Annotated in this window: 23 protein-coding genes and 1 riboswitch; of the genes, 10 read left to right on the top strand and 13 right to left on the bottom strand. The window is 38.0% G+C overall.

Annotated features, from left to right (window positions below; all coding sequences use genetic code 11):
* Positions 1-296 precede the first annotated feature (296 nt).
* Both msrB and F3D68_RS07000 read left to right on the top strand, forming a co-directional pair.
* Positions 297-830, top strand: a complete 534-nt coding sequence (gene msrB / locus F3D68_RS07005; protein ID WP_411955004.1) for a peptide-methionine (R)-S-oxide reductase MsrB — start codon at positions 297-299, stop codon at positions 828-830.
* A 2-nt stretch (positions 831-832) separates the two neighbouring features.
* The gene (locus tag F3D68_RS07000) at positions 833-1,081 is read left to right on the top strand and encodes a hypothetical protein (protein ID WP_117001231.1); all 249 of its coding nucleotides are present in this window, start codon (positions 833-835) and stop codon (positions 1,079-1,081) included.
* Between the two features lie 19 nt (positions 1,082-1,100).
* On the opposite strand, the gene F3D68_RS06995 is transcribed toward F3D68_RS07000, so the two are convergent.
* The 4 genes from F3D68_RS06995 to F3D68_RS06980 form a co-directional block, all read right to left on the bottom strand.
* A complete protein-coding gene (locus tag F3D68_RS06995) occupies positions 1,101-2,048 on the bottom strand; it encodes an acetyl-CoA carboxylase carboxyltransferase subunit alpha (RefSeq protein ID WP_151193731.1) in 948 nt (315 codons plus the stop codon).
* A gap of 12 nt (positions 2,049-2,060) precedes the next feature.
* Positions 2,061-3,353 carry an MFS transporter gene (locus F3D68_RS06990; RefSeq protein ID WP_151193730.1) on the bottom strand — a complete coding sequence of 431 codons (1,293 nt, stop codon included), beginning with the start codon at positions 3,351-3,353 and terminating at the stop codon, positions 2,061-2,063.
* Between the two features lie 137 nt (positions 3,354-3,490).
* Positions 3,491-4,027, bottom strand: a complete 537-nt coding sequence (gene ampD, locus F3D68_RS06985; protein WP_151193732.1) for a 1,6-anhydro-N-acetylmuramyl-L-alanine amidase AmpD — start codon at positions 4,025-4,027, stop codon at positions 3,491-3,493.
* Between the two features lie 96 nt (positions 4,028-4,123).
* Positions 4,124-5,542 carry an exodeoxyribonuclease I gene (locus tag F3D68_RS06980; protein WP_151193729.1) on the bottom strand — a complete coding sequence of 473 codons (1,419 nt, stop codon included), beginning with the start codon at positions 5,540-5,542 and terminating at the stop codon, positions 4,124-4,126.
* A 136-nt stretch (positions 5,543-5,678) separates the two neighbouring features.
* On the opposite strand from F3D68_RS06980, the gene F3D68_RS06975 reads away from it, so the two are divergent.
* Positions 5,679-6,002 (top strand): type II toxin-antitoxin system RelE/ParE family toxin, encoded by a 324-nt coding sequence (locus tag F3D68_RS06975; protein WP_151193728.1) that lies wholly within the window; start codon positions 5,679-5,681, stop codon positions 6,000-6,002.
* A 3-nt stretch (positions 6,003-6,005) separates the two neighbouring features.
* Positions 6,006-6,296 carry a NadS family protein gene (gene nadS, locus F3D68_RS06970; protein WP_151193727.1) on the top strand — a complete coding sequence of 97 codons (291 nt, stop codon included), beginning with the start codon at positions 6,006-6,008 and terminating at the stop codon, positions 6,294-6,296.
* A 14-nt stretch (positions 6,297-6,310) separates the two neighbouring features.
* Here the strand turns inward: nadS and F3D68_RS06965 are convergent, their stop codons facing one another.
* Positions 6,311-7,498, bottom strand: coding sequence for a YihY family inner membrane protein (locus tag F3D68_RS06965; protein WP_191092742.1), 1,188 nt, complete (start codon positions 7,496-7,498; stop codon positions 6,311-6,313).
* Between the two features lie 13 nt (positions 7,499-7,511).
* On the opposite strand from F3D68_RS06965, the gene wrbA reads away from it, so the two are divergent.
* From wrbA to feoB, 3 genes are all read left to right on the top strand, one after another.
* Positions 7,512-8,096, top strand: a complete 585-nt coding sequence (gene wrbA, locus F3D68_RS06960; RefSeq protein ID WP_151193725.1) for an NAD(P)H:quinone oxidoreductase — start codon at positions 7,512-7,514, stop codon at positions 8,094-8,096.
* Positions 8,097-8,176: 80 nt separating this feature from the next.
* Positions 8,177-8,398: a FeoA domain-containing protein gene (locus tag F3D68_RS06955; protein ID WP_117001223.1), complete on the top strand. Its 222-nt coding sequence runs from the start codon at positions 8,177-8,179 to the stop codon at positions 8,396-8,398.
* Entirely contained in the window at positions 8,395-10,704 is a 2,310-nt protein-coding gene (gene feoB / locus F3D68_RS06950; RefSeq protein ID WP_151193724.1) for a Fe(2+) transporter permease subunit FeoB, read from the top strand. The genes F3D68_RS06955 and feoB overlap by 4 nt, the downstream gene beginning before the upstream one ends.
* A gap of 115 nt (positions 10,705-10,819) precedes the next feature.
* On the opposite strand, the gene F3D68_RS06945 is transcribed toward feoB, so the two are convergent.
* The 8 genes from F3D68_RS06945 to dgt form a co-directional block, all read right to left on the bottom strand.
* Positions 10,820-11,986, bottom strand: a complete 1,167-nt coding sequence (locus F3D68_RS06945) for a cation:proton antiporter (RefSeq protein ID WP_151193723.1) — start codon at positions 11,984-11,986, stop codon at positions 10,820-10,822.
* Between the two features lie 112 nt (positions 11,987-12,098).
* Positions 12,099-13,241, bottom strand: a complete 1,143-nt coding sequence (locus F3D68_RS06940) for a cation diffusion facilitator family transporter (RefSeq protein WP_151193722.1) — start codon at positions 13,239-13,241, stop codon at positions 12,099-12,101.
* 95 nt (positions 13,242-13,336) lie between these two features.
* Positions 13,337-13,978, bottom strand: a complete 642-nt coding sequence (locus tag F3D68_RS06935) for a PQ-loop repeat-containing protein (RefSeq protein WP_191092741.1) — start codon at positions 13,976-13,978, stop codon at positions 13,337-13,339.
* 61 nt (positions 13,979-14,039) lie between these two features.
* Positions 14,040-14,136, bottom strand: a riboswitch (TPP riboswitch).
* Between the two features lie 40 nt (positions 14,137-14,176).
* A complete protein-coding gene (locus F3D68_RS06930; protein WP_151193720.1) occupies positions 14,177-14,461 on the bottom strand; it encodes a chaperone modulator CbpM in 285 nt (94 codons plus the stop codon).
* Position 14,462: 1 nt separating this feature from the next.
* Positions 14,463-15,407 (bottom strand): DnaJ C-terminal domain-containing protein, encoded by a 945-nt coding sequence (locus F3D68_RS06925; protein ID WP_151193719.1) that lies wholly within the window; start codon positions 15,405-15,407, stop codon positions 14,463-14,465.
* Between the two features lie 41 nt (positions 15,408-15,448).
* Positions 15,449-16,507: a HesA/MoeB/ThiF family protein gene (locus F3D68_RS06920; RefSeq protein WP_151193718.1), complete on the bottom strand. Its 1,059-nt coding sequence runs from the start codon at positions 16,505-16,507 to the stop codon at positions 15,449-15,451.
* Positions 16,508-16,600: 93 nt separating this feature from the next.
* A complete protein-coding gene (gene recF / locus F3D68_RS06915; RefSeq protein WP_151193717.1) occupies positions 16,601-17,698 on the bottom strand; it encodes a DNA replication/repair protein RecF in 1,098 nt (365 codons plus the stop codon).
* Positions 17,699-17,711: 13 nt separating this feature from the next.
* Positions 17,712-19,076, bottom strand: a complete 1,365-nt coding sequence (dgt, locus tag F3D68_RS06910; protein ID WP_411955008.1) for a dGTP triphosphohydrolase — start codon at positions 19,074-19,076, stop codon at positions 17,712-17,714.
* A 266-nt stretch (positions 19,077-19,342) separates the two neighbouring features.
* Here dgt and F3D68_RS06905 point away from each other — a divergent pair, with 266 nt between their 5' ends.
* From F3D68_RS06905 to F3D68_RS06895, 3 genes are all read left to right on the top strand, one after another.
* Positions 19,343-19,825 carry a hypothetical protein gene (locus F3D68_RS06905; protein WP_151193715.1) on the top strand — a complete coding sequence of 161 codons (483 nt, stop codon included), beginning with the start codon at positions 19,343-19,345 and terminating at the stop codon, positions 19,823-19,825.
* 116 nt (positions 19,826-19,941) lie between these two features.
* Positions 19,942-20,403: a hypothetical protein gene (locus F3D68_RS06900; protein ID WP_151193714.1), complete on the top strand. Its 462-nt coding sequence runs from the start codon at positions 19,942-19,944 to the stop codon at positions 20,401-20,403.
* A gap of 29 nt (positions 20,404-20,432) precedes the next feature.
* A complete protein-coding gene (locus F3D68_RS06895) occupies positions 20,433-20,966 on the top strand; it encodes a hypothetical protein (protein WP_151193713.1) in 534 nt (177 codons plus the stop codon).
* Positions 20,967-20,969: the final 3 nt, after the last annotated feature.

The following is a 20,969-nucleotide window of genomic DNA, read 5'->3' as shown; positions in this document are numbered from 1 at the left end:
ATGGCACTACAAAAGTGATTTTGACATAAAATGAACGTAGGAATAAGGATTTGAAGGGCATGAAATTGCAAAAAAAGTTCGATTTGAATGCTTTGTAATCAAAAATTTACCAACTTGGGTAACGATCATCTGATCGAGTTGGATGCATTATATTCAGATAAATGTGAAAAAACCGTTTCAAGGAAGTATTGCGATGTAAAAAAATTGTTACATTACTGATTTTGTTATCCCAAATTAATACTTCACAGCAATTGCCCAGCTAGAATATACTCATCATAATCAATAGGAGAGTCTCAATGTATCAACGTAATATTGGCATGGGTTTTATTTTAATATGCGCAGGAGGTATAGCAATGGCAACTGATTACCAACATTTTAATGCGGATGTAAAACAGCAAAAGCTAAGCACATTATCGACACTGCAATATCAAGTCACTCAAGAAGAGGCAACAGAAAAACCCTTTGATAACAGCTATTGGGATCATAAAAATGAAGGAATTTATGTTGATGTAGTTTCTGGCGAGCCGCTGTTTAGCTCAACGGATAAATTTGATTCAGGCACTGGTTGGCCAAGCTTTACAAAACCGATAGATACAAAATATATTCAGGAAAAAGAAGATCGTAAGTTCTTTTTTATTGTGCGCACGGAAGTCCGATCTTTGGTAGCTGACTCACATTTAGGACATGTTTTTAATGATGGACCAGAACCTACAGGACTTCGCTATTGTGTGAACTCAGCAGCACTTAAGTTTATCCCAAAAGATCAAATGGCTAAAAGCGGCTATGGCGGCTACCTTTATCTATTTGATGATAACAAACCATCGGAATAATCATGCGTGTTATCTTTAAAAAAACCTTACTCATCGTTATTGTCATTATTTTATTTGCATTGGCATTACTTGGCGCAATTTTGCCGATTATTCCGGGGTTTATATTCTTTTTCGCTGGAGTGATCGTGCTTTCATGGCTTGTACCACCCGTACGAAGATGGCTTCACAAACTATTACATCGCTTTCCAAGATTAGAGAAACATGTGTTAAAAGCAGAAGATAAATTGAAAAAATGGTTTGGGCATTCTTAATGGCTGCCCTTTAAAATAATTACCCCTCAAAGGCACCAAAAGACATTAATTTGTCATAGCGCTTTGCCAAGCGATCCTCATTAGATAAAGCACTTAAATCACCTAACAAACGCTGCAACGTCAGTTTGATTTCTTTTGCAGCTTCAGTAATATTGCGATGCGCACCACCTAAAGGCTCTTTGATGACTTCATCAACAATATCATGTTCTTTTAAACGCTTAGCAGTAATCCCCATAATCTCAGCAGCATCGGCAGCTTTTTCAGCTGTCTTCCATAAGATTGAAGCACACCCTTCTGGTGAAATTGTGGCAAAATAGCTGTACTCGAGCATGACGAGCTTATCACCCACACCAATGCCCAAGGCACCACCTGAACAGCCTTCACCAATAACGACACAAATAACTGGTACATTTAGTTTGGACATCTCAAGCAAATTGCGCGCAATCGCCTCACTTTGCCCGCGCTCTTCGGCTTTAACACCAGGATAAGCGCCTGGTGTATCAATAAACGTAATAACAGGCACATTAAACTTTTCCGCAAGCTTCATCAAACGAAGTGCTTTGCGATACCCTTCTGGATGCATCATGCCAAAGTTATGACGCAATTTATCTTTGGTTTTGCGCCCCTTTTCCTGACCAATCACCATCACGGCTTGATCGCCTAATTTAGCCAAACCACCAACAACTGCCTTATCATCAGCAAACGCGCGATCACCATGCAATTCTTGGAAATCAGTAAAAATCTTATTAAGCAAATCTAAAAAATAAGGACGCTCAGGATGACGCGCCAATTGAATTATCTGCCAATCACTTAATGAGCTATAAATCTTCTTCATTAAATCGGCTGTTTTACCCTGTAATTTCTCGATTTCCTGTTGAACATCTTCACTATGCGCGTTTGACTTAGCCAGCGCTTCAATCTTTGCTTCTAATTCGGCAATTGGTTTTTCAAATTCAAGAAATTGCATATTTTCCCTTACTTAGTCCACTTGACGCTTACAATACGTCTCTTTAATAAATAAAGCAAATATAATACTAATGATAAAGCCAATTAGCAAAATCCCCATACCAAAATTAAGCCCAGAAGCTGCCATATCATCCAAACCTTTGCTGTGATTAAACCATGTTGTCATCACGCCAAATAGTGGCATCGCGATCACGCCACCCCATAGCAATGAGTTCATAGATACGATACTTGTTGCAATGGCATTATTTTTCATCGGATTAGTTTCACCCACAAATGGATAAGCGACGGTTTGCGCACTGGTGACAAACCCTAATAAGAAAAATAGTACTGATAATTGTGCGACACTCATCGTGCAAAACATAATAATCGCAATGATGATAACCGATGTAACACCGCCTAGAATTAAAGGTTGTTTACGGCGACGCATACGCTCAGTCAACCAACCCCAAAATGGATAAGCAAAGATCATGCCTAAAAAGATATAGCCTGTGATAGAACGTGCTTCTAGCATGCTAACACCATGGGTTTTCATCAAATATTCATTTGACCACATACCACCTAACATCCATGTGCCAATATTAATTAAGCCAACATAAATACCAGCACACCAGTTTTGTGGCTTGGATAACACGAGCTTCAATGTCGCCAAAATAGACTCTGATCGCAACGCTTTAGTTTGCATCGTCCGCGCTTCTATTAATGCTTTCGGTGCATTACGCACGACAATAAAAATAAGTGCAGCTAACACTAAACCAAACAAACTGATCACATGTAGCGTATGCTCTAAGCCAAATGCATCAAGTAAATAGCCAACAGGAGCTTGTGCTGCATAGCCACCCAACATGCCAATGGCGATAATAATGCCAATGACAAAACCTAAGCGATTTGCTGGAAACCAGTTTGTTGCAATGCGAATACAACCAATAAGACTAAAACTCGCACCCATGCCCATAAATAAACGGGAAACACCCATCACATAAACACTTGTTGTCATAGTCATTGCAAAAATACTCAACGCACAAACCAATAAAGCAATGGATATCGCTAAACGCGGCGAGAATCTATCTAGGATATACGCTGCAGGAATCAAACAAATGATATTTGTATAAAAATACAAACTGGCAATAAAGCTCACACTTACCGGTGTTAAATCTGGATAAGCGTTTAAAATGGCAGGCGTTAATGTATTAAAAGCATTACCTAAGCCAAATTCAAAGAAAAAGAAAAATGAAATTAAAATTACGACTGCCCAAGATTTTGCCAATGGCATTTGAGCTAGTTTTTCCTGATACGTAGTGGAAGTCATAACACTCCGAGTTGCGAACTGTATTTTCAAGGGCGACAAATATAACAAAAAAATAATTTTTTTACAGTAAAATTTTAATCACGATTCTGTTTATGCCTTGATTATATTCACAAGTTACATTTTTTAAAATTGTGCCATTAATCTACACTGCTTAAGAAATACTCCCAGTTAAATTTTCTGCCTGGATCTGTTTTGCGCGTTGGGGCTATATCACTGTGTCCAACAATATTGCTTTTAATTGCAGGATATCTTTTGATAAGGGCTTTTGTAAGCTCAATTAAATTTGTGTATTGCGCTTTAGTAAAAGCTGTTTTATCGGTGCCTTGTAGTTCAATGCCAATCGAGAAATCATTGCAATTGTTTTTGCCTTTATAAGAACTCACGCCGGCATGCCAAGCGCGATCTTCAGTTGCAACAAACTGGATAATCTCACCCTGCCTTGTAATATAAAAATGACTTGAGACCTTAAGGTTTATAAGATCTTTAAAGCTTGGATCTAGGTTACAATCCAAATCATTTAAAAAAAGTGATTCAACATAATGGTTATCATACTGCCCTTCTGGCAATGAAATACAATGAATCACCAACAAATCAATATTTGTGTTATCTGGACGTTTATTATAATTTGGTGATTTTATGATGCTGGCTTTATTTAGCCAGCCAGCGCTATCCAATTGTAACATCTTTATTACCTTACCTTTTCAAAATTGGGCGTATGCAATACGCCCCTACATTCCAAACACATACGGTTATTATTTTTTTACCTTTTTTTACAAAGACAAATACGCCTCTAATTCATCAAGTAGGTACAATTGCTCTTCAGTAAGTTCTCCTTCACGCAGTTTCTGGATACGTTCATAAACTTCAGGAATAGATACTTTGCGCCCACCTTTAAAATCAACAGGCATATTTTCAACTTCAAAGCTGGCAACTTTCTCTAAATACTCCTGAAATTCGCCTTGCATCTCAGGTGTTAGCTTATCTGGCGCCATTCTGCCGATAACACGCAACGCACGCTCATACAGACCACGATTCATCTCACGCATTAACTTGACCCTGTCACCAACTGCTTTTTGGTGAAAATGCTCACACAATGCCTGCTCAGCATAATTCATAAATCCTGCCGTATAAAGTGAGGCATCAACATCAACATGCTCGACCTCTGGATATTTAAAATCCAAAGCTGATTCTTTAATATCTACAAATAAGCTCGGATTTTGAATTAAGAACTCTTTATTGCATTTAATCAATGCGATACGTTCTGGTGATAAATGCGCTAAAAAGCGCTTTTTCGCAGGTAACACTATCGGCAAATCACCCCATTTCTTATTCACCGTTAAAAAATGCTCTGATAAATTATCAAGACTCACTTCGGTCAATTCAGCATAATCAAGCCGTAAAAAGCACCACTGATTTTTATAATGCCAATGCTGCCCCAAATTAAGTACCGGCAACATAAAACGCTCATTATAGCCAAAGCGTCCTGAAATCATTAAAGCTTGCTGGTAATCCTCACCCTTGATATGTAGACCGACATCTAATTGTGACAAAACTTTTTGATCTTCAGTTTTATTAAAGCGTGCGCTTAAATATTCCCACATTTTAGGTTGGTGTGATCTTAATTTACGTGCCAACTCCAAAGTCACCAATACATCGGTTAACGCATCGTGCGCGCGCCCTTCGGTATATAGAGCATTTTGCGCATTGATATCTTCGAGTTTCAACGAGACTTTATTCTCATCGTTAATAGGCCAACTAAGTACCTCATTGGCAAATAAATAAAAGGAAGCAACCATTGGATATAAATCCATGCGCGAGCAATTATTTTTATACTGATGATCATATGCTGGAAATAGATTCTTAAAAAAAGCAAAGCGCAAAAACTCATCATCAAAGCTCAAAGTGTTATAGCCTAAGCTTACTGTTTCCGGCGTATTGAACAATGCATAGATTTTTTTAATCGCTTCATATTCAAAAAATCCAGTATTGGCTTGTTCAATCGAAATATGATGGGTGATCGATGCCTCAGGATTGGGAATCGTATCTGGATTTAATTTGATTAAAAACTCATAACGCTCAATTTCATTTAGCGCCTCATCGGTGCGCACTGCTGCAAATTGAATGATTTGATCAAAACATTTATTAATTCCGGTTGTTTCCAAATCATAAAAAAGAAAAGTTTTTGCCATGAAATTTTCACTCATTACTATCAATTGCCACAGTGTAATCGCTTTGCTATTGAATGTCAGTAATCATAGCTTATAACTTGACGAATACGCCCTAGGCGTATAAACTTGGTTTCATAAAAACATAGCGAGTCTTCTAATGATTACAATAGTTGAACTTCCAAGCTACATAAAAAAAGTAAGCACATGTCTTACAGCGGATAATCAAAAAGCACTTGTAGACTACTTGGCAGTTTACCCTGAAGCTGGTGTAATTATGGAAGGAACTGGAGGCATTCGCAAACTAAGGTGGGCAACTGAAAACAGTGGTAAAAGTGGTGGCGTACGTGTTATCTACTATTATTACAACGAAACTATGCCACTGTATTTAATTGCCATGTTCAAAAAGAGTGAGAAGGCAAACTTAAATAAAGCTGAAAGAAACGATTTAGCCATTATGGTTGAGCTACTTAAAAAGAGGTGAAAAATGAGCGCATTTCAAGAGATAAAACAAGGATTACAAGAGGCTATTTATCATCAAAAAGGACTTGTTGAGAATGCAAAACAACATCATTTTGATGATATTGATGTTAAAAATATTCGTGAATCGTTACATATGTCTCAGCATGATTTTGCAGCAAAGTTTTGTTTAAACTTAAAATCAATACAAAACTGGGAGCAAAAGCGAAAAAAACCCTCCGGCGCAACCTTAGTATTACTGAAGGTAATTGCCAACAATCCAAAAGCTGTGTTAAATGCATTGCACTTTGATAACTGACAATTACAAATCATTTAACATGCTGAAATAAAATCAATTAAAGGCTTGTCCATTTGTTGATGTATTGTTTTTCTTAAGCCATTTAATGCCTGATTGCGATCATCTTTAAGTGACAAAAAGCTATGCATATTTTGATAAAAATCATTGAGTTTTTCTTGTGATAAGTCACAACTTAAGACATATTTTTGCTCTTGGGTAATACTAATATATTGATATTTGACTAATGCGCTCAAAACAGCATCTAATAGCTTTAAATCAACATGTGACAACTCTTTAGCACAAGCCTCTTTATCAATCGCACATTTGCTTTTTTGCTTGATATGCAAAAGACGCAACACATCAATGGCTAAGCTAAATTGCGGTGTTTTTTGCTTCACCCGTAACGCTGGCGGCACACTTAACATGCGCACCACAATGGCACCGAGCAAGAACAGCTGCCATGAGATCGCAATCCATAAAATAAATAATGGAATAATCGCTAATGTACCATAAAGCATCTCATAGGTTGGTAAGTTTAGTGCATACCACGCAAACACTTTTTTCGCCAAATCAAACACGATTGCCATCATCAAGCCACCCAATAGCGCATGCTTAAATTTAACACGTGTATACGGCACAACTTGATAAATAAATGTAAAAGCAATAAGGTTAAAAACAAAAGGTAAAACTTGCAAAAAACTTATCAATTGGCTAAAGCCATCATTTAACCAATGCCATGATAATAAGTAAGAGCTTAAGCCCAAACTTGCCCCAACAAGCAAAGGTCCCAAACTTAATACCGCCCAATACAATAAAAAAGCCTGTGATAAGGGGCGCTCTTTTTTAACTTGCCAGATATCATTGAGTACTTTTTCAAGCGAACGCATCATCATAATACTGATGAAAAAAAGTACAACAACCGCAGTAATCGGCAATCCCGCACGATTTTTCATAAAGAGTTTTAAATACTCATTTACAGCCTCGCCTGAGCTTGGCAGCATATTGTGCAAAATAAACTGCTGAAAATCGCCTTGAATACTTTTAAACGCTGGCAACATGCTTAAAATTGAAATTGACACCATAAGAAGTGGTACCAAGGCAAAAAGACTTGTCAAAGCCAAACTGGATGCCTTGGTTAAACAGTTTTGTTGCAAATATTCCCTAAACACCGATACCCAGAAGTGGCTAAATCGCTTACTATAGCTTTGTATTAACTTAGTCATAAGGATCCTTTTTATGCAAAACATCTTAGTCCTTTATTATAGTCAAGGCGGTTCAACAAAAGCAATGGCGGAGAAAATTGCGCAAGGTGTTGAGCTTGGTGGCTTAGAAGCAAAGCTTAGAACCGTGCCAAACATATCAGCAAATTGCGAAAAAACTGAAAGTGACATTCCGGATAGTGGCGCGATTTACGTCACTAAAGAAGATCTTGTAAACTGCTCAGGTATTATTATGGGTAGCCCTACGCGCTTTGGTAATATGGCAGCACCACTTAAGTATTTTATTGATACCACCAGTGACCTATGGTTTAAAGGGGCATTAATCAATAAACCTGCAGCTGTTTTCACCTCCACAGCAAGCTTGCACGGCGGTCAGGAAACAACACTTCTTTCTATGATGCTGCCACTTTTACACCATGGCGCAATGATCGTTGGTATTCCCTATAGTGAGCCCTCGTTACAAAATACACAAACCGGTGGCACGCCCTATGGTTTAAGCCATTACAATGGTATTAATTCCGATAAACCACTGTCTCAAGATGAAATTATCTTAGCAAAAGCCTTAGGTAAACGGGTTGCAGAAATCGCCAAACAAAAATGATAACCTTTCTCAGTTAGGTTGACTTAAAGAAAACGCCTGTTTATAATCAAGCACCCATTGATTGATATACTTACCCCCTTATGAATATCAAAACGAAACAAAATTATAAAATTCTTGGGTTTAATGATAATTGTCCACGCAACTATATGCAGAAACTGTTGTCATTAGGCTTTATTCCTGGAGAGACTTTTTACATCGCTAAGAAAGCACTTTTTGGTAATCCCTATCATATTTCGATTAAAAACTTCTCTGTGTCGTTGCGCAAATCAGAAATTCTTTACATGCAGGTACAAGCCTTATGAAATATGCAATTATTGGCAATCCAAACTGTGGTAAAACAACGCTTTTTAACGCACTAACCGGTCTTAAGCAAAAGGTTGGCAACTGGAGTGGTGTGACCGTTGATAAGAAAGTTGGTAAAGTTGATTTAAATAACCAGCGCATAGAAATCGTTGATTTACCTGGCATTTATACCTTAACCGCCAGTGATGAATCATCTATTGACGAGCAAATTGCTGCCCGCTTTATCGTTGAAGATAAGCCTGATGCAATTATTAATGTCATTGACGCTTCAAATCTTGAACGTAATTTATATCTAACCACACAATTAATGGAAACAGGTATTCCATTGATTCTCGTCATTAACATGATTGATGTTGCCAGTAAAAAAGGTATTGTTATTGATTATCATAAACTGGAACAGACGCTAGGCTGCACGGTTATCCCTGTTATTGGACGCAAAAAAGTAGGCATCAGCGAATTAAAGGTTGCATTATTCAAACCTCAAAGCACCTCAAGTTATAATTTAAATCACTATTATCCAGAGACAATTAACGAGCTCACAACCCAAATCACTGAGGCTAATTATCAATATCCTAGTTTATGGTTAAGCACTTCAATTGCTGAAGATAACTACCTACTTAAGCAATTGCTTTCATCAACTGACTTTAATCGCTTACAAGCATTAAAGCTTGAGCTAAAACTTGATCATACCGCGGATATCACGCTATCAAGCGCGCGCTATCAAGCCATTGCTAATATCGTTAATAAAAGCACTAAAACACAACAGGTTTCACAGCACAAAGCAACTGAAATTATCGATAAACTCTGCATGAATAAATACTTAGGTATTCCGGTATTTTTATTTGTCATGTATTTAATGTTTGAATTCTCGATTACCATTGGTGGTGCACTGCAACCACTATTTGATAATACATCGAGTGTCATATTTGTTGAAGGAATGACCCATTTGGGTGTTTATCTTGGATTACCATTATGGCTTGTTGCTGTTATTGCACAAGGTGTGGGTTTAGGGATAAATACCGTTTTGACCTTTATTCCACAAATTGGCTGCATGTTTTTATTCTTATCCTTTTTGGAAGACTCAGGCTATATGGCACGTGCAGCATATGTTATGGATCGTTTTATGCAAGCGATTGGACTGCCTGGCAAGGCCTTTGTGCCTCTAATTGTTGGCTTTGGTTGTAATGTGCCATCGGTCATGGCAACAAGAACATTGGAAACTCGACGAGATCGCTTAATGACCATCATGATGGCACCATTTATGTCTTGTGGCGCACGTTTAGCAATCTTTGCTGTATTTGCTGCGGCATTTTTTCCACAAAACAGTGCTTTGATTGTCTTTAGTTTATATATTGCAGGTATTTTAGGCGCCATTATTACTGGATATGTCGTGAAGTTTGCGTTATTAACCGGCAAGAGCGCACCCTTTGTCATGGAGTTACCTGTTTATCATCTACCTAACTTTAAAACGATCGGCTTAAATAGTTGGAGCCGTTTAAAGCGTTTTATTTTTAGAGCAGGTAAAGTCATTGTCCCAATTTGTGTTTTAGTTGGTACTTTAAATAGTATCCAAACCAATGGTGTTGTCGTTGCCGGTGGCTCACCTGACTCAATCCTTGCACAAACTGGACGCACGATTACCCCCGTGTTAAAACCGATGGGGGTTACTGAAGATAACTGGCAGGCAACCGTTGGTCTTTTGACTGGTACGCTAGCCAAAGAGGTTGTTGTTGGGACTTTAAATACACTTTATACGCAAGAAAAACCACAAAGTTTAGCCGATGCTGCAAGCGAGAAGTTTGATTTTTGGGGAGGTATTGCCGCTTCTTGGCATGATACCGTTGATGGCTTCAAAAACATGAGTTTAAGCGCATTTATCAATCCATTTGCCGCAAATGAAGCAGATGCCAACATGGATAAAACCGCAATGGGTTCGATGGTTGTTGCCTTTGGTTCACTAGCTGCAGCATTTGCTTATATGCTGTTTGTCCTTTTATATGTTCCTTGTGCCTCAGTCATTGGTGCGATGGCACGTGAGGCAACACGTGGCTGGGCATGGCTATCTGTCATTTGGAGCACCTCAATTGCCTATGTTGCTGCGGTTATTGTCTATCAATTGGCACAACTAGCAAGCACGCCACTTCATGCACTGAGTTGGATTATTGGAGTCATTATTTATATGATTCTATTGATCCTTGCGATGAAATATTTCTCACAGAAATTCCGGTTTGAACTCGAGTTAAACAAAGGCTGTAGCAAAGGCTGCGCAGTAACCGTTAACAGTAAAGAATCAGGTCGCCACTAAATATATGGCTTCGACTGACGCTCAGCCAACGTGAAATAATCTCTCCCCTTGCGGGATTGCTCGTGCAGCTTTTGCTACGCGGGTGAGGGGTAAATTTAATTTTATATTCACTCCATCAATCTCTTCTTAAACGATCTGAAACAGCAATTGGGCTTGGATAGCTTAATACAATAATATACGACGATATAATAAAGCTTAGAATAGCCACTGCTTCAACGATAATCTCAGAGCTTGCCGTAGCAATGCCTGCGGTATTCGCTAGTGCAATCAACATCAATGAGAACTCACTACCCTGCCCCAAGCGCATACCAATTTCAAAAGATTCTTTTGGTGTTTCACGCACTAACCACAAGGTGACAAAATGAACGATAGGCTTAAGTATCAAGATTAAAATAGTTAATGCTAATACAACACCCCATACCGAAGGCAATAGCGCGATTTGGAAGCCTGCACCAACTGAAAAGAAAAACAATATCAAAAAGAAATCACGCAGTGGCTTTAAGTTTTCATAAATATATTTAGCAATTGGTGAGCTTGCGACAGTTACACCCGCGATAAACGCACCAATCTCATTGGATAGACCAAAAACCATTGCTAATTGCGCCATACCAAGACACCAGCCAATAGATAATAGAAATATATACTCTTGAAAACGGCTGAACTTTCTAAATAGTTTAAATAAAAAATAACGTTGCGCCAAAAAGCCCACACCACCTAAAACTGGTAATGCTAATAGTAGTTTAATTAATGAAAACAAATGGAAACTGTCGGTTTGTGATGACCATAAGCTGATAAAGGTAAGCATTAAAATCGCAATTAAATCTTGAATTAAAAGAATAGCAATCACCAACTCACCAATGCGTTTATGGTGCAATGCAGTCGTTGGTAGCAACTTTAAACAGATGATTGTACTTGAGAAGATCAATGCCGCACCGATAATAAAACCTTGTGCACCAATACCAAAGAAGTGGCAAATTAGCACGGTAGCTGCAATAAACACTACACTACTTGTGATACAAACAAACATCGCTTTACCAAGCATTTTGATCATGCTTTTGATTTCTAAGTTAAGCCCTAACAAGAACAACAAAAACATAATACCGATGTCTGATATTTCATGCACAGTTGTGGTATCAGCAATGAACCCCAAGCAATGCGGACCAACAATAACACCCAGTGCAATGTAAGCAACAATAATAGCTTGTCGTGTATAAAGTGCTAAAGTCGCAAAGACTGACGCGCCAAAAAACACTAAAAAAAACACAAATACCAAGCTGTGCATATCTACATCATCCTTATTTTTTACTCGTTATATTGAGCAGCCTGATAAACAAAAAATAGCGATTGATATTGCGGCAATGATTCACACATTTTAATGCATGCATTTATCCCTATTATTTACTATTACCAAACAGCTTCACGTTAGTTGATCCAACACCATTGATCTGGAAACGTCCCACATCAATTAGCTGCAATATTTCCAGCTCCTTAGCCGGCGCCAGTAAGTATAGCTCAATCCGTTTAGGATAGTAATAAACAAACATCTCAATTTGACATAAATCGACGTTTTGATGCTTTTTGTTAATGTAGCTTGCTAATTGTTGCAAAATCTCTTTACGTGCTGGCGGCATATCTTTGGGGTTGACCACCTGCTCAGGGTGCTCGGCAACATCAACATGCACTGTGATATCTTTAATATTATCAATCGCCAAAGTAAGCGCACCTCGAACATGCTCGGCAATATAATGCCCTTCTGATGCCGTGATATGAGAGTCAACCAAAATATGTACATCAAGTACTACTTGTCCTGCCATTTGACGCGTGCGTAAGCAGTGATGATGTTTAACACCATCAACATTTCTAATAATTTCTTCAATTTGATGCAATAATTCATCATCAACACCGGTATCCACCAATTCAGATAATGCTTTATAACACCATTTAACACCCATTTTACCAATCATAATAGACACGATAATGGCTGCTAATGCATCCATCCACATCAAGCCTAGCATGCTACCGATTAAGCCAACAAGCACGACAACAGACGACCACATATCTGATCGACTATGCCAAGCATTGGCACGTAAGAGATCTGAATCAATGCGATTAGCCGTGACCATCGTATAGCGAAAGAGCCCTTCATTGGCTACAATTGAGAATATAGCAACATAAATTGTCCATTGATCAGGGATCATCAGATCACCTGAAAACCAATTAGATAAGGCATGGTAAGTAATAAGTAATGCCACTAAAATTAAGATAATCGATAAGATAACTGTTGCCAACGTCTCAATTCGCTCGTGACCATAAGGGTGATTATTATCAGCGCCTTTATTGGCGTGTTTAGCAGCAAACAGCACCATAATATCACTTAATAAATCTGAAAATGAATGGACACCATCGGCGAATAATGCCGGTGAGCCACCCACCAAACCAATCAGCATTTTTAATAGTGCTAGGATTGTATTGACAAACATCCCGACGATAGTGACTTTTTTACTTGCTTGATAGCGCTCTACTTCAGAAACTGCCATCTTTGCAACCTCTCTACTTAAGCTTATTTTGTGCTTAGCATACTGAAGTTTCTTAATTTGTATATAAAAACACTTGATATGGCACCGATTTAGTACTAATCAATAATCATTCTCAGGCGTTGGTAGTAATAGTATTGCCCAACCATGATAAATAGTAGGCTTAAAATCACAATGGGACTAATAATACTTGGCAGTGGCCAACCAAAGCTTAATGCCGATATTTCATCACAAACTAATGCCAATACATTCAATATCAAAAAAATCAAGCTAAATGCTGTGGCATTTTTTTCTTTGATGTTTTTAATAATTTGTGGCAACCAATAAATCGCATAGCAAAACATACTAATAAAGCCGATGTTTTCTAATATTGCATTGTTTAAGTTATGCAAACTTACCAAAGCAATACCTACAGCGATAACAAGTAGGCATAAAATGTGAAAGTTATAGCTTTGAGCGTATCTGTTCTTTTGCTGATTTATACTTTTGCTATCGCGATATATTTGCCACTGTTGAAATAACAAACATGCCAAAGTCAACATAGTGACTGCGCGATATTGCCACTGCAAATCAAAGCCAAATCCATAGATCAGATCCAAAACATTAGCAACAACCATCAACAAATGTGTGCCATGACTAATATGTCCAGCTTGATGTTTTAATTGGTTATGAATAATCTGCGGCAAAAAATAAATGCAATAAATAACAAATGATATGTTAATGCTAATATGACCGATCACGCTTTGATCTCCCCCTTGGCTTTCTTTTATATGCATAGGAAGACAGAAAAAGCAGATGCAGAAATGCACTTTATCAACTTCCTACGCTAGGATTAACTAGTTCAGGTACAAAGGGTTAGGCAAAACCTTCTCAGCAAAATGCACCCCTGTTGTTCGGCGGTATTTTAGTATGTATTTTTTGCCTAAACAAGTCTGAAATTAGCGCATGTTTACAGAAACGACCGCTTCTAGCTCTTTTATTTTTTCTCTTAAACTTAAAATAATTGAAATAGCCGATGAGTTAACACCTAAATCGCGCATCAAACGCATCGCTGATTTAGCTCGCGCAATATCATATGCTGCAACATAATAACTATCCGCTTGAATTTTCGCACTCACTACATCATGCTCAATCCATTCGACAATAATGGTTTGTGGTACACACAACATCTCTGACAACTCAATGATGCTAATATAGTCTCCTGATACAATCATCTCTGCCATTTTACGCTCCTAATAAATCTTTGCGTGGATCAAATGCCATCTCAGTGGCCATATTTTGATAAAAAGCCTTTTGTGCTTCTGATACCGCTGGAGGTAGGATGACATCTAAAACCACATAAAAATCGCCATCTGCCAAGCCTTTACCTTTCAAACGCATTTTCTTGCCACTTTGAGTATGCTCTGGCACCTTAAGCTTCATCTGACCATGCGGTGTTGGCACATTAATCTCAGCACCCAATGCTGCCTCCCAAGGTGCTATAGGAATATGACTATAAACATCATTACCAACCACTTTGTGTTGTTTATCAGATTGAACAATAATCTCAAGATATAAATTACCACTTAAACCACCACCAATACCGGCTTCGCCTTGACCTTTTAAACGAATTTGCTGATGATTGCCAACGGCTTTAGGAATTTTAACTTTTAAGCGTTTTGTTTTCTCAACAACGAGTCCTTCTTCATTAACCGTTTGATAGGCAAAGTGTAGCTCACGCTCTACACCCGTTAAGGCATCATCTACACTTATTTCAACCTTGGTATGCAAATCCTGACCGTTCATTGCAAAACCTTGTTTACGCCCTTGGCGCTCCTTATGCTGTTGGCGGAAAAACTCACCAAAAATATCCTCATAACCACCAAAGTCACTACCTTGATAAAAGTGCTGTTGGTGATTACCATGCCCTTGATGCGTATTGCTACCTTGATGAAAGCCACCGGCTTTGGCATGTTGCCAATTGGTACCATATTGATCATATAGCTTACGTTTTTCACTATCTTTCAACACTTCATAAGCATCTTGCACTTCTTTGAATTTTTCCTCTGCATTAGCCTCTGTACTGACATCGGGGTGATACTTCTTAGCTAAACGTCGATAGGCTTTTTTAATCTCAGCATCTGAGGCTGTTTTTGCCACCCCTAACAGCTGATAGTAGTCTTTTTCCATAGATCAACTTCCTTTTGTGTGATTTTTATTCTGTTTAATCTCTAATAACATATTTCTTTTTGCTGTTCTTCAAAGTAACGAGCAATGCCACCTTCATAGTTATAGACGTTTTCAAAGCCAAGCTCAATGAGCTTTTGTGCTGCCTTTTGGCTTCTAATGCCTAATTTGCAAATTACAATGATCTTTTGCGTTTTACTCACATGCTCTAACACAGTGCCTTGCAGCACTTGTGCTAATGGTAGATGCTCCACTTTAACATCTAAAGAAGCAATATCAAGCTCCCACCCTTCACGCACATCGATAATCAGCGCTGCCGGATCAAGCTGATATGCCTTTTGCACCTCGATTACTGTGTTATTGTTTTGCTCAAGACCAAAATCATGTGTTACACAGCCTTTGCAATTTGGATTGCGTTTAAACCCATAACTTTGCCAAGTTAGTGCATCACTATCAAAGATCATTAAATGTTGCTTAATCTCTTTACCTAAAAAGAAATTAACTGCCATATTTGCTGCCATTGTACCAACCACACCGACACTGGCACCTAGTACACCTGCTTCTGAGCAATTTGGAACTAAGTGTGCCGGAGGTGGCGATGGGTATAAACAACGATAACAAGACTCTATAGGATTAAAGAAACTCAATTGCGCTTGTGATTTAAGCACACTGGCACTGATAAAAGGTTTGCTAAGTTTGCAACATGCATCATTTACCGCATAACGCGTTTGAAAATTATCACTACCATCAATAATTAAATCATATGACGCAAAAATCTCGCAAGCACGCTCAAAATCTAAGCGCTCGTTATATTCAATTAATTCAATATCGCTATTAATTTGAGATAAATGTTTTACTGCAGCAGTTGACTTTGCAACGCCTAAATCATTCTCAGTAAATAAGATTTGTCGTTGTAAATTAGATAACTCAACCACATCAAAATCGACAAGCCCAAGAGTACCGACACCAGCTGCAGCCAAATACATCGACACTGGCGAGCCAATTCCACCACAACCGATAATACAAACTTGCGCATTTTGTAACTTTTGCTGTCCTTCAATCCCCATGACCGGAAAATGACGTTGATAACGCTTGTAATTCACTTTGACCTCTTTAACATCTTGTCACATATTCTATTAGCAATAATTATATGACATAGCATAGAAGATAAGTAACAAAAGACTGGCATTTATTTGCTAATCCAACTTTTCACAAACATTATCTTTTAACTGAAAATGCGCAAATTCAATACCGTTTAATAAGCTTTGTAAATGCTCTAATTTGATTGCCGTCATAATGATTTGTGCATTAATATGCATCAGCTTATTTAGCACTTTTTGTAAATGCGCTTGATCTAGCTCTGAGTGCAAGTCATCCACAAGATAAATGCAGCCGGTTTGATGCTCCGTGGAAAAGATCTCACCTTGGGCTAACTTCAAAGCTGATATCAAAATCTTCTGCTGCCCACGCGAGAGAATATCTTGCGCTGGATGCCCTTTGACTTTAAAGCGCAAATCCGCGCGATGTACACCATGACTTGTGACCCCTGTTTTTGAATCACTGACATAACTTGATGTCAATACCTCTGCCAAACTTTTATCCTGTGACCAACCGCGATAATAGCTCATATCAATAGTAAGATCGCTGTTAAATTCTTTAAGAATTGACATGACTTTTGGCATTAAAATCTCAAAGTATTCAAGTCGAGCCTGATCTAAACTTTCTGATTTAGCAACAAGCTCTTGATCTAAAATCTCGATATAGCTTAATGGATAACCTTGCTTTAGTGCGGCATTACGCTGCTTAATCAAACGCTTTGATTGCTGCCATAACGTTAAGAATTCAGGCTTGTGATAAAAAGCACCCCAATCTAATAATTTTGAGCGTTGTTGCGCGCCACTGTTGATTAAGCTAAAACTCTCAGGGTTAAATAATTGCACAGGAAGTGCACGTGTTAACTGTGCTTGTGATTGAGCATCCTCACCATTTAATTTCACGATACTTTTACTGTGTTTATCACGCATGCTCGCAAGCGTTTTTTCTTTTGAATCACTTAATTCATAACCACTATAAAACTTAGCAAACAGTTGAAAATTATCTTTTTCATGTTCAATAATTCGAACCAATTGTGAGCTTCTAAAAGAGCGCCCCATCGATAAAAAGTAAATCGCTTCTAAAATAGAGGTTTTGCCACTGCCATTTTGCCCACAAATCATATTCACACGTGGATGTAATGCTAATGAAGCATTGGCTAAATTACGAAACTGAAAGATATTAAGTGCGCTGATATACATAAACGAGAAAAGCTTAAACCGGTTTAAAAATGCTTTGCACAGATGACGATGTTAAACGATTATGTAGCTCAATTGCATAACGATCGGTCATACTTGCAATAAAATCGCTGATCACCCGCGCGCGATTCACCTGATCATCCGGATCAAAAGCATAAAAAATCTCGCCAACATCTTCAGGCAAAAGGGATGTCTCCATCTGTGAGTTAATTAAAATATCAAATAATGACGAGATAATCTCACGCCCTTGATAACGCACAACATTCATCTTAGGTGAGCTAATCACCGTGAAATAGACAAAAAGCTTTAATACCTCCACTTGTTTATAAACGTCTGATTCCAGAGATACCGAAGATAATACAGGACAAACTTCATCATAACTAAGTGATACGTGTGAAATACAGTAATGCACCAGATTAGAGGTGAATTTCGTGCGTAAATAACTTGAGTTAGCAAGCTTTTTTGCCTGCTGATAAACATCGTCAAACTTAGCATCAAAATCAATAATCCCTTCAAAGATTGATTTTAAAATCGCTTTAATATCGGTAATTGATAAATGAAGTCCATCAAGCTCAGCCTGCTGCTGTACTTTTATAAGCACTTTTTCTTCTGCATTAACCATTGATAATGGATCTAAAAATCCACCTTTGAACGCATCCTCAATATCATAGGTCGAATAGGCAATATCATCTGCCAAGTCCATAATTGAGCATTCTATCGTTTTAAACTTGCGCCCATGCAAGGCATCTAGAGGGTAACCAAAAAGCACATGTTGTTTAATCTTCTCAACCATCGCTTTTTCGCTGGCGTAATATCCTTTTATTGGTCGATCACTTGAGTTGATAATATAACTGGGAATTTCTTTGTCATACTTAAGGGTTGCTGCTAATGTGCGATGGGTTAAATTCAAGCCAAAGCGATTGTCTTTACCAGAATGAATAGGACCCTCGCCTTTGAAAACTTTTTTCTCTGTTTTTGCTAATAATCTTAGCGTTTGCGCATTGCCCTCAAAACCACCATACTCACGCATTTTAGCATGTAATGCTTTCTCGCCATTATGTCCAAAGGGTGGATGTCCAATATCATGACACAATGCTGCCGTTTCGACTAAATCAGTATCTAAATCCAAATCAAAGCGTGAATTTAATCCTGTCGCAATAGATTTGGCAACTTGCGCCACTTCCAGCGAGTGCGTTAAACGGTTTCTGAAAAACTCACTTTCAGAACAAGGAAAAATCTGTGTTTTGCCTTGTAAGCGCCTAAAAGATGCGGAGTGAATAACGCGTGCATAATCACGACGAAACGGGGAGAAGTGCTCTTTTGGATGTGACTCATACACACCACGATAATAATCTTTTTCCTGATAAAGTGATCTTTTTATCTTGCTTGACATAACTGTCAATATTTCCTGTTGTTAACTTAATTTCTAAAACAACTGCAGTGTAACTGATTGCTTGTGCTTTTCACAGCGCTACCTGCACTGTCAAGCGTAGTATTCACGTTTTTTTGTTTGTTACTACTTTACAGGGTTCGTAAACCTACGTAATAATGAGCGCGTTGTTGCATGAGCTATTGTTAACTCTATGCCAACAGATCAGGTTTTAGCTAAAACCTTAAAGGAAAATTATAATTAAAGGAGAATAATTTATGAAGAAAGTTTTAGTTGCAGCATTCACAGTAGGTGCATTGTTATCCACTTCAACTTTTGCTGCTGAAGCTGGAAAATCTGAAGTTATTGTTGAAGCAAAAAGCATTCTTGGTGATCTAAGCATGAACCAAAAGATTGTCATCTCAGCTGCTGACGTTGCTGCAGGCAAAGACAAAACTTTTGAGTTGGCAGAGTTTTGCACATACACCAATGATAAAGATGGCAAAGTAACCGTTGATGTTTCAAATAATGAGAAAAAATTTGCGGTTGTCGGCACTAAAGGTGAAGGCGAGCTACCTTACACACTTGTTATTAACAAGACTGCGGTAAATTATGGTAAGAATGAATTAGTTGTTGATGCTAATGATTTACCATCTGGCTGCAAAACCAAAGAAGCTGTTGCTATGACATTTAAAGGTGATGATATTCGCAATGCAAAAGCAGGGACATATAATGCATCTTTGAATTTAAGTGTTGCCTAACAACACATATTCAATTACTTTTTTCAGTACATAAGTGACAGCATAAGGGATATCTTTTTTTGAGAGTCCCTTTTGTTATTTATAAACTCATTAAACCAGTAAAAAGGAATAAAGCCATGAAATTAACGCGCATATTCGCTGGCCTTTTATTATTGATAACAACCATATCTTCAGTCTTTGCGGGCGCTGTACTCGATGTTGTTAAACCTGATATTGTCATTAGCCAAAAAGTCAAACGTGATTATATCCCACTAACTAATATTGGTAATGAAAAGGGTACTTTTATTGTACAAGTTAAAAACGTCACTGACCCTAAACATATCGTCACTTATAGCAATAGTGAGCTTAAAAATTTGCCTGTCATCATTACGCCTATATTGATTCGTAATTTAGGCGCAGGCAATAACAAGCGTATTTCGGTGCGTGCAAAGGGTAAAATCACTGAACCCATGAAACTACAATTAGTGATTAGCGAATATAAAAAATCAGCTGATGATAAAACTGAAATTGCTGAAGACGCAGCAGGTATTGATGTTCAAGGCTCTATCCATTATATTGCTAACGTTGCAATCAGCTAATAATTAAGCGTACACGTACGGGAGGTTAGATGACAACTCTAGGCAAACACCTTGCTTTTGCTTTTGTTTTTGCTGTTGTTTTTCTTATCGCCGCCTTTACTCCCGTAACACTAACGGCTTATCAGTTCAAGAACAACTCAAAATACTATGAGCGCCCAGCTGAAAAAGAACAAGAGAATCCACGTTTTGTCGTTGGCAATCTGACACTCAATGAAAAAATCGTTATTAGTGCAGACATGATCATCAAAGGTCAGGATCAAATTATTTCTTTAGGCACTTTCTGCGCCTATCATAAAGATAACAAAGGTTTTCCTTTGCGCATTACATCCAATGAAGGTGACTTCATTGCTAAAGGATTAAATAACCAAGGCAATCTCCCCTATCAGATTTTAATTAACAAAATGGAGATACCTTACAATCAAATTCAAAGCGTTCAAACAAATAACCATAACTTTGATGAATGCCAGCTCTATGAAACTATTGCCATTAAATTCTCCAAACATACGATTCAAAATGCCAAAGCTGGGCGTTATCAGCTGTCTTTAATTCTGCAAAGCAGATAAACT

Source organism: Cysteiniphilum sp. JM-1 (genome assembly GCF_008711525.1).
Classification (GTDB): domain Bacteria; phylum Pseudomonadota; class Gammaproteobacteria; order Francisellales; family Francisellaceae; genus Caedibacter.
Note: the sequence above shows the minus strand (reverse complement) of the source record. Positions and strands in the feature narration are given on the sequence as shown.

Coding starts and splice junctions, on each gene's coding strand:
- msrB (WP_411955004.1), top strand. CDS start 297: ATGTATCAACGTAATATTGGCATGGGTTTTATTTTAATATGCGCAGGA.
- F3D68_RS07000 (WP_117001231.1), top strand. CDS start 833: ATGCGTGTTATCTTTAAAAAAACCTTACTCATCGTTATTGTCATTATT.
- F3D68_RS06995 (WP_151193731.1), bottom strand. CDS start 2,048: ATGCAATTTCTTGAATTTGAAAAACCAATTGCCGAATTAGAAGCAAAG.
- F3D68_RS06990 (WP_151193730.1), bottom strand. CDS start 3,353: ATGACTTCCACTACGTATCAGGAAAAACTAGCTCAAATGCCATTGGCA.
- F3D68_RS06980 (WP_151193729.1), bottom strand. CDS start 5,542: ATGGCAAAAACTTTTCTTTTTTATGATTTGGAAACAACCGGAATTAAT.
- F3D68_RS06975 (WP_151193728.1), top strand. CDS start 5,679: ATGATTACAATAGTTGAACTTCCAAGCTACATAAAAAAAGTAAGCACA.
- nadS (WP_151193727.1), top strand. CDS start 6,006: ATGAGCGCATTTCAAGAGATAAAACAAGGATTACAAGAGGCTATTTAT.
- F3D68_RS06965 (WP_191092742.1), bottom strand. CDS start 7,498: ATGACTAAGTTAATACAAAGCTATAGTAAGCGATTTAGCCACTTCTGG.
- wrbA (WP_151193725.1), top strand. CDS start 7,512: ATGCAAAACATCTTAGTCCTTTATTATAGTCAAGGCGGTTCAACAAAA.
- F3D68_RS06955 (WP_117001223.1), top strand. CDS start 8,177: ATGAATATCAAAACGAAACAAAATTATAAAATTCTTGGGTTTAATGAT.
- feoB (WP_151193724.1), top strand. CDS start 8,395: ATGAAATATGCAATTATTGGCAATCCAAACTGTGGTAAAACAACGCTT.
- F3D68_RS06945 (WP_151193723.1), bottom strand. CDS start 11,986: ATGCACAGCTTGGTATTTGTGTTTTTTTTAGTGTTTTTTGGCGCGTCA.
- F3D68_RS06940 (WP_151193722.1), bottom strand. CDS start 13,241: ATGGCAGTTTCTGAAGTAGAGCGCTATCAAGCAAGTAAAAAAGTCACT.
- F3D68_RS06930 (WP_151193720.1), bottom strand. CDS start 14,461: ATGGCAGAGATGATTGTATCAGGAGACTATATTAGCATCATTGAGTTG.
- F3D68_RS06925 (WP_151193719.1), bottom strand. CDS start 15,407: ATGGAAAAAGACTACTATCAGCTGTTAGGGGTGGCAAAAACAGCCTCA.
- recF (WP_151193717.1), bottom strand. CDS start 17,698: ATGTATATCAGCGCACTTAATATCTTTCAGTTTCGTAATTTAGCCAAT.
- F3D68_RS06905 (WP_151193715.1), top strand. CDS start 19,343: ATGAAGAAAGTTTTAGTTGCAGCATTCACAGTAGGTGCATTGTTATCC.
- F3D68_RS06900 (WP_151193714.1), top strand. CDS start 19,942: ATGAAATTAACGCGCATATTCGCTGGCCTTTTATTATTGATAACAACC.
- F3D68_RS06895 (WP_151193713.1), top strand. CDS start 20,433: ATGACAACTCTAGGCAAACACCTTGCTTTTGCTTTTGTTTTTGCTGTT.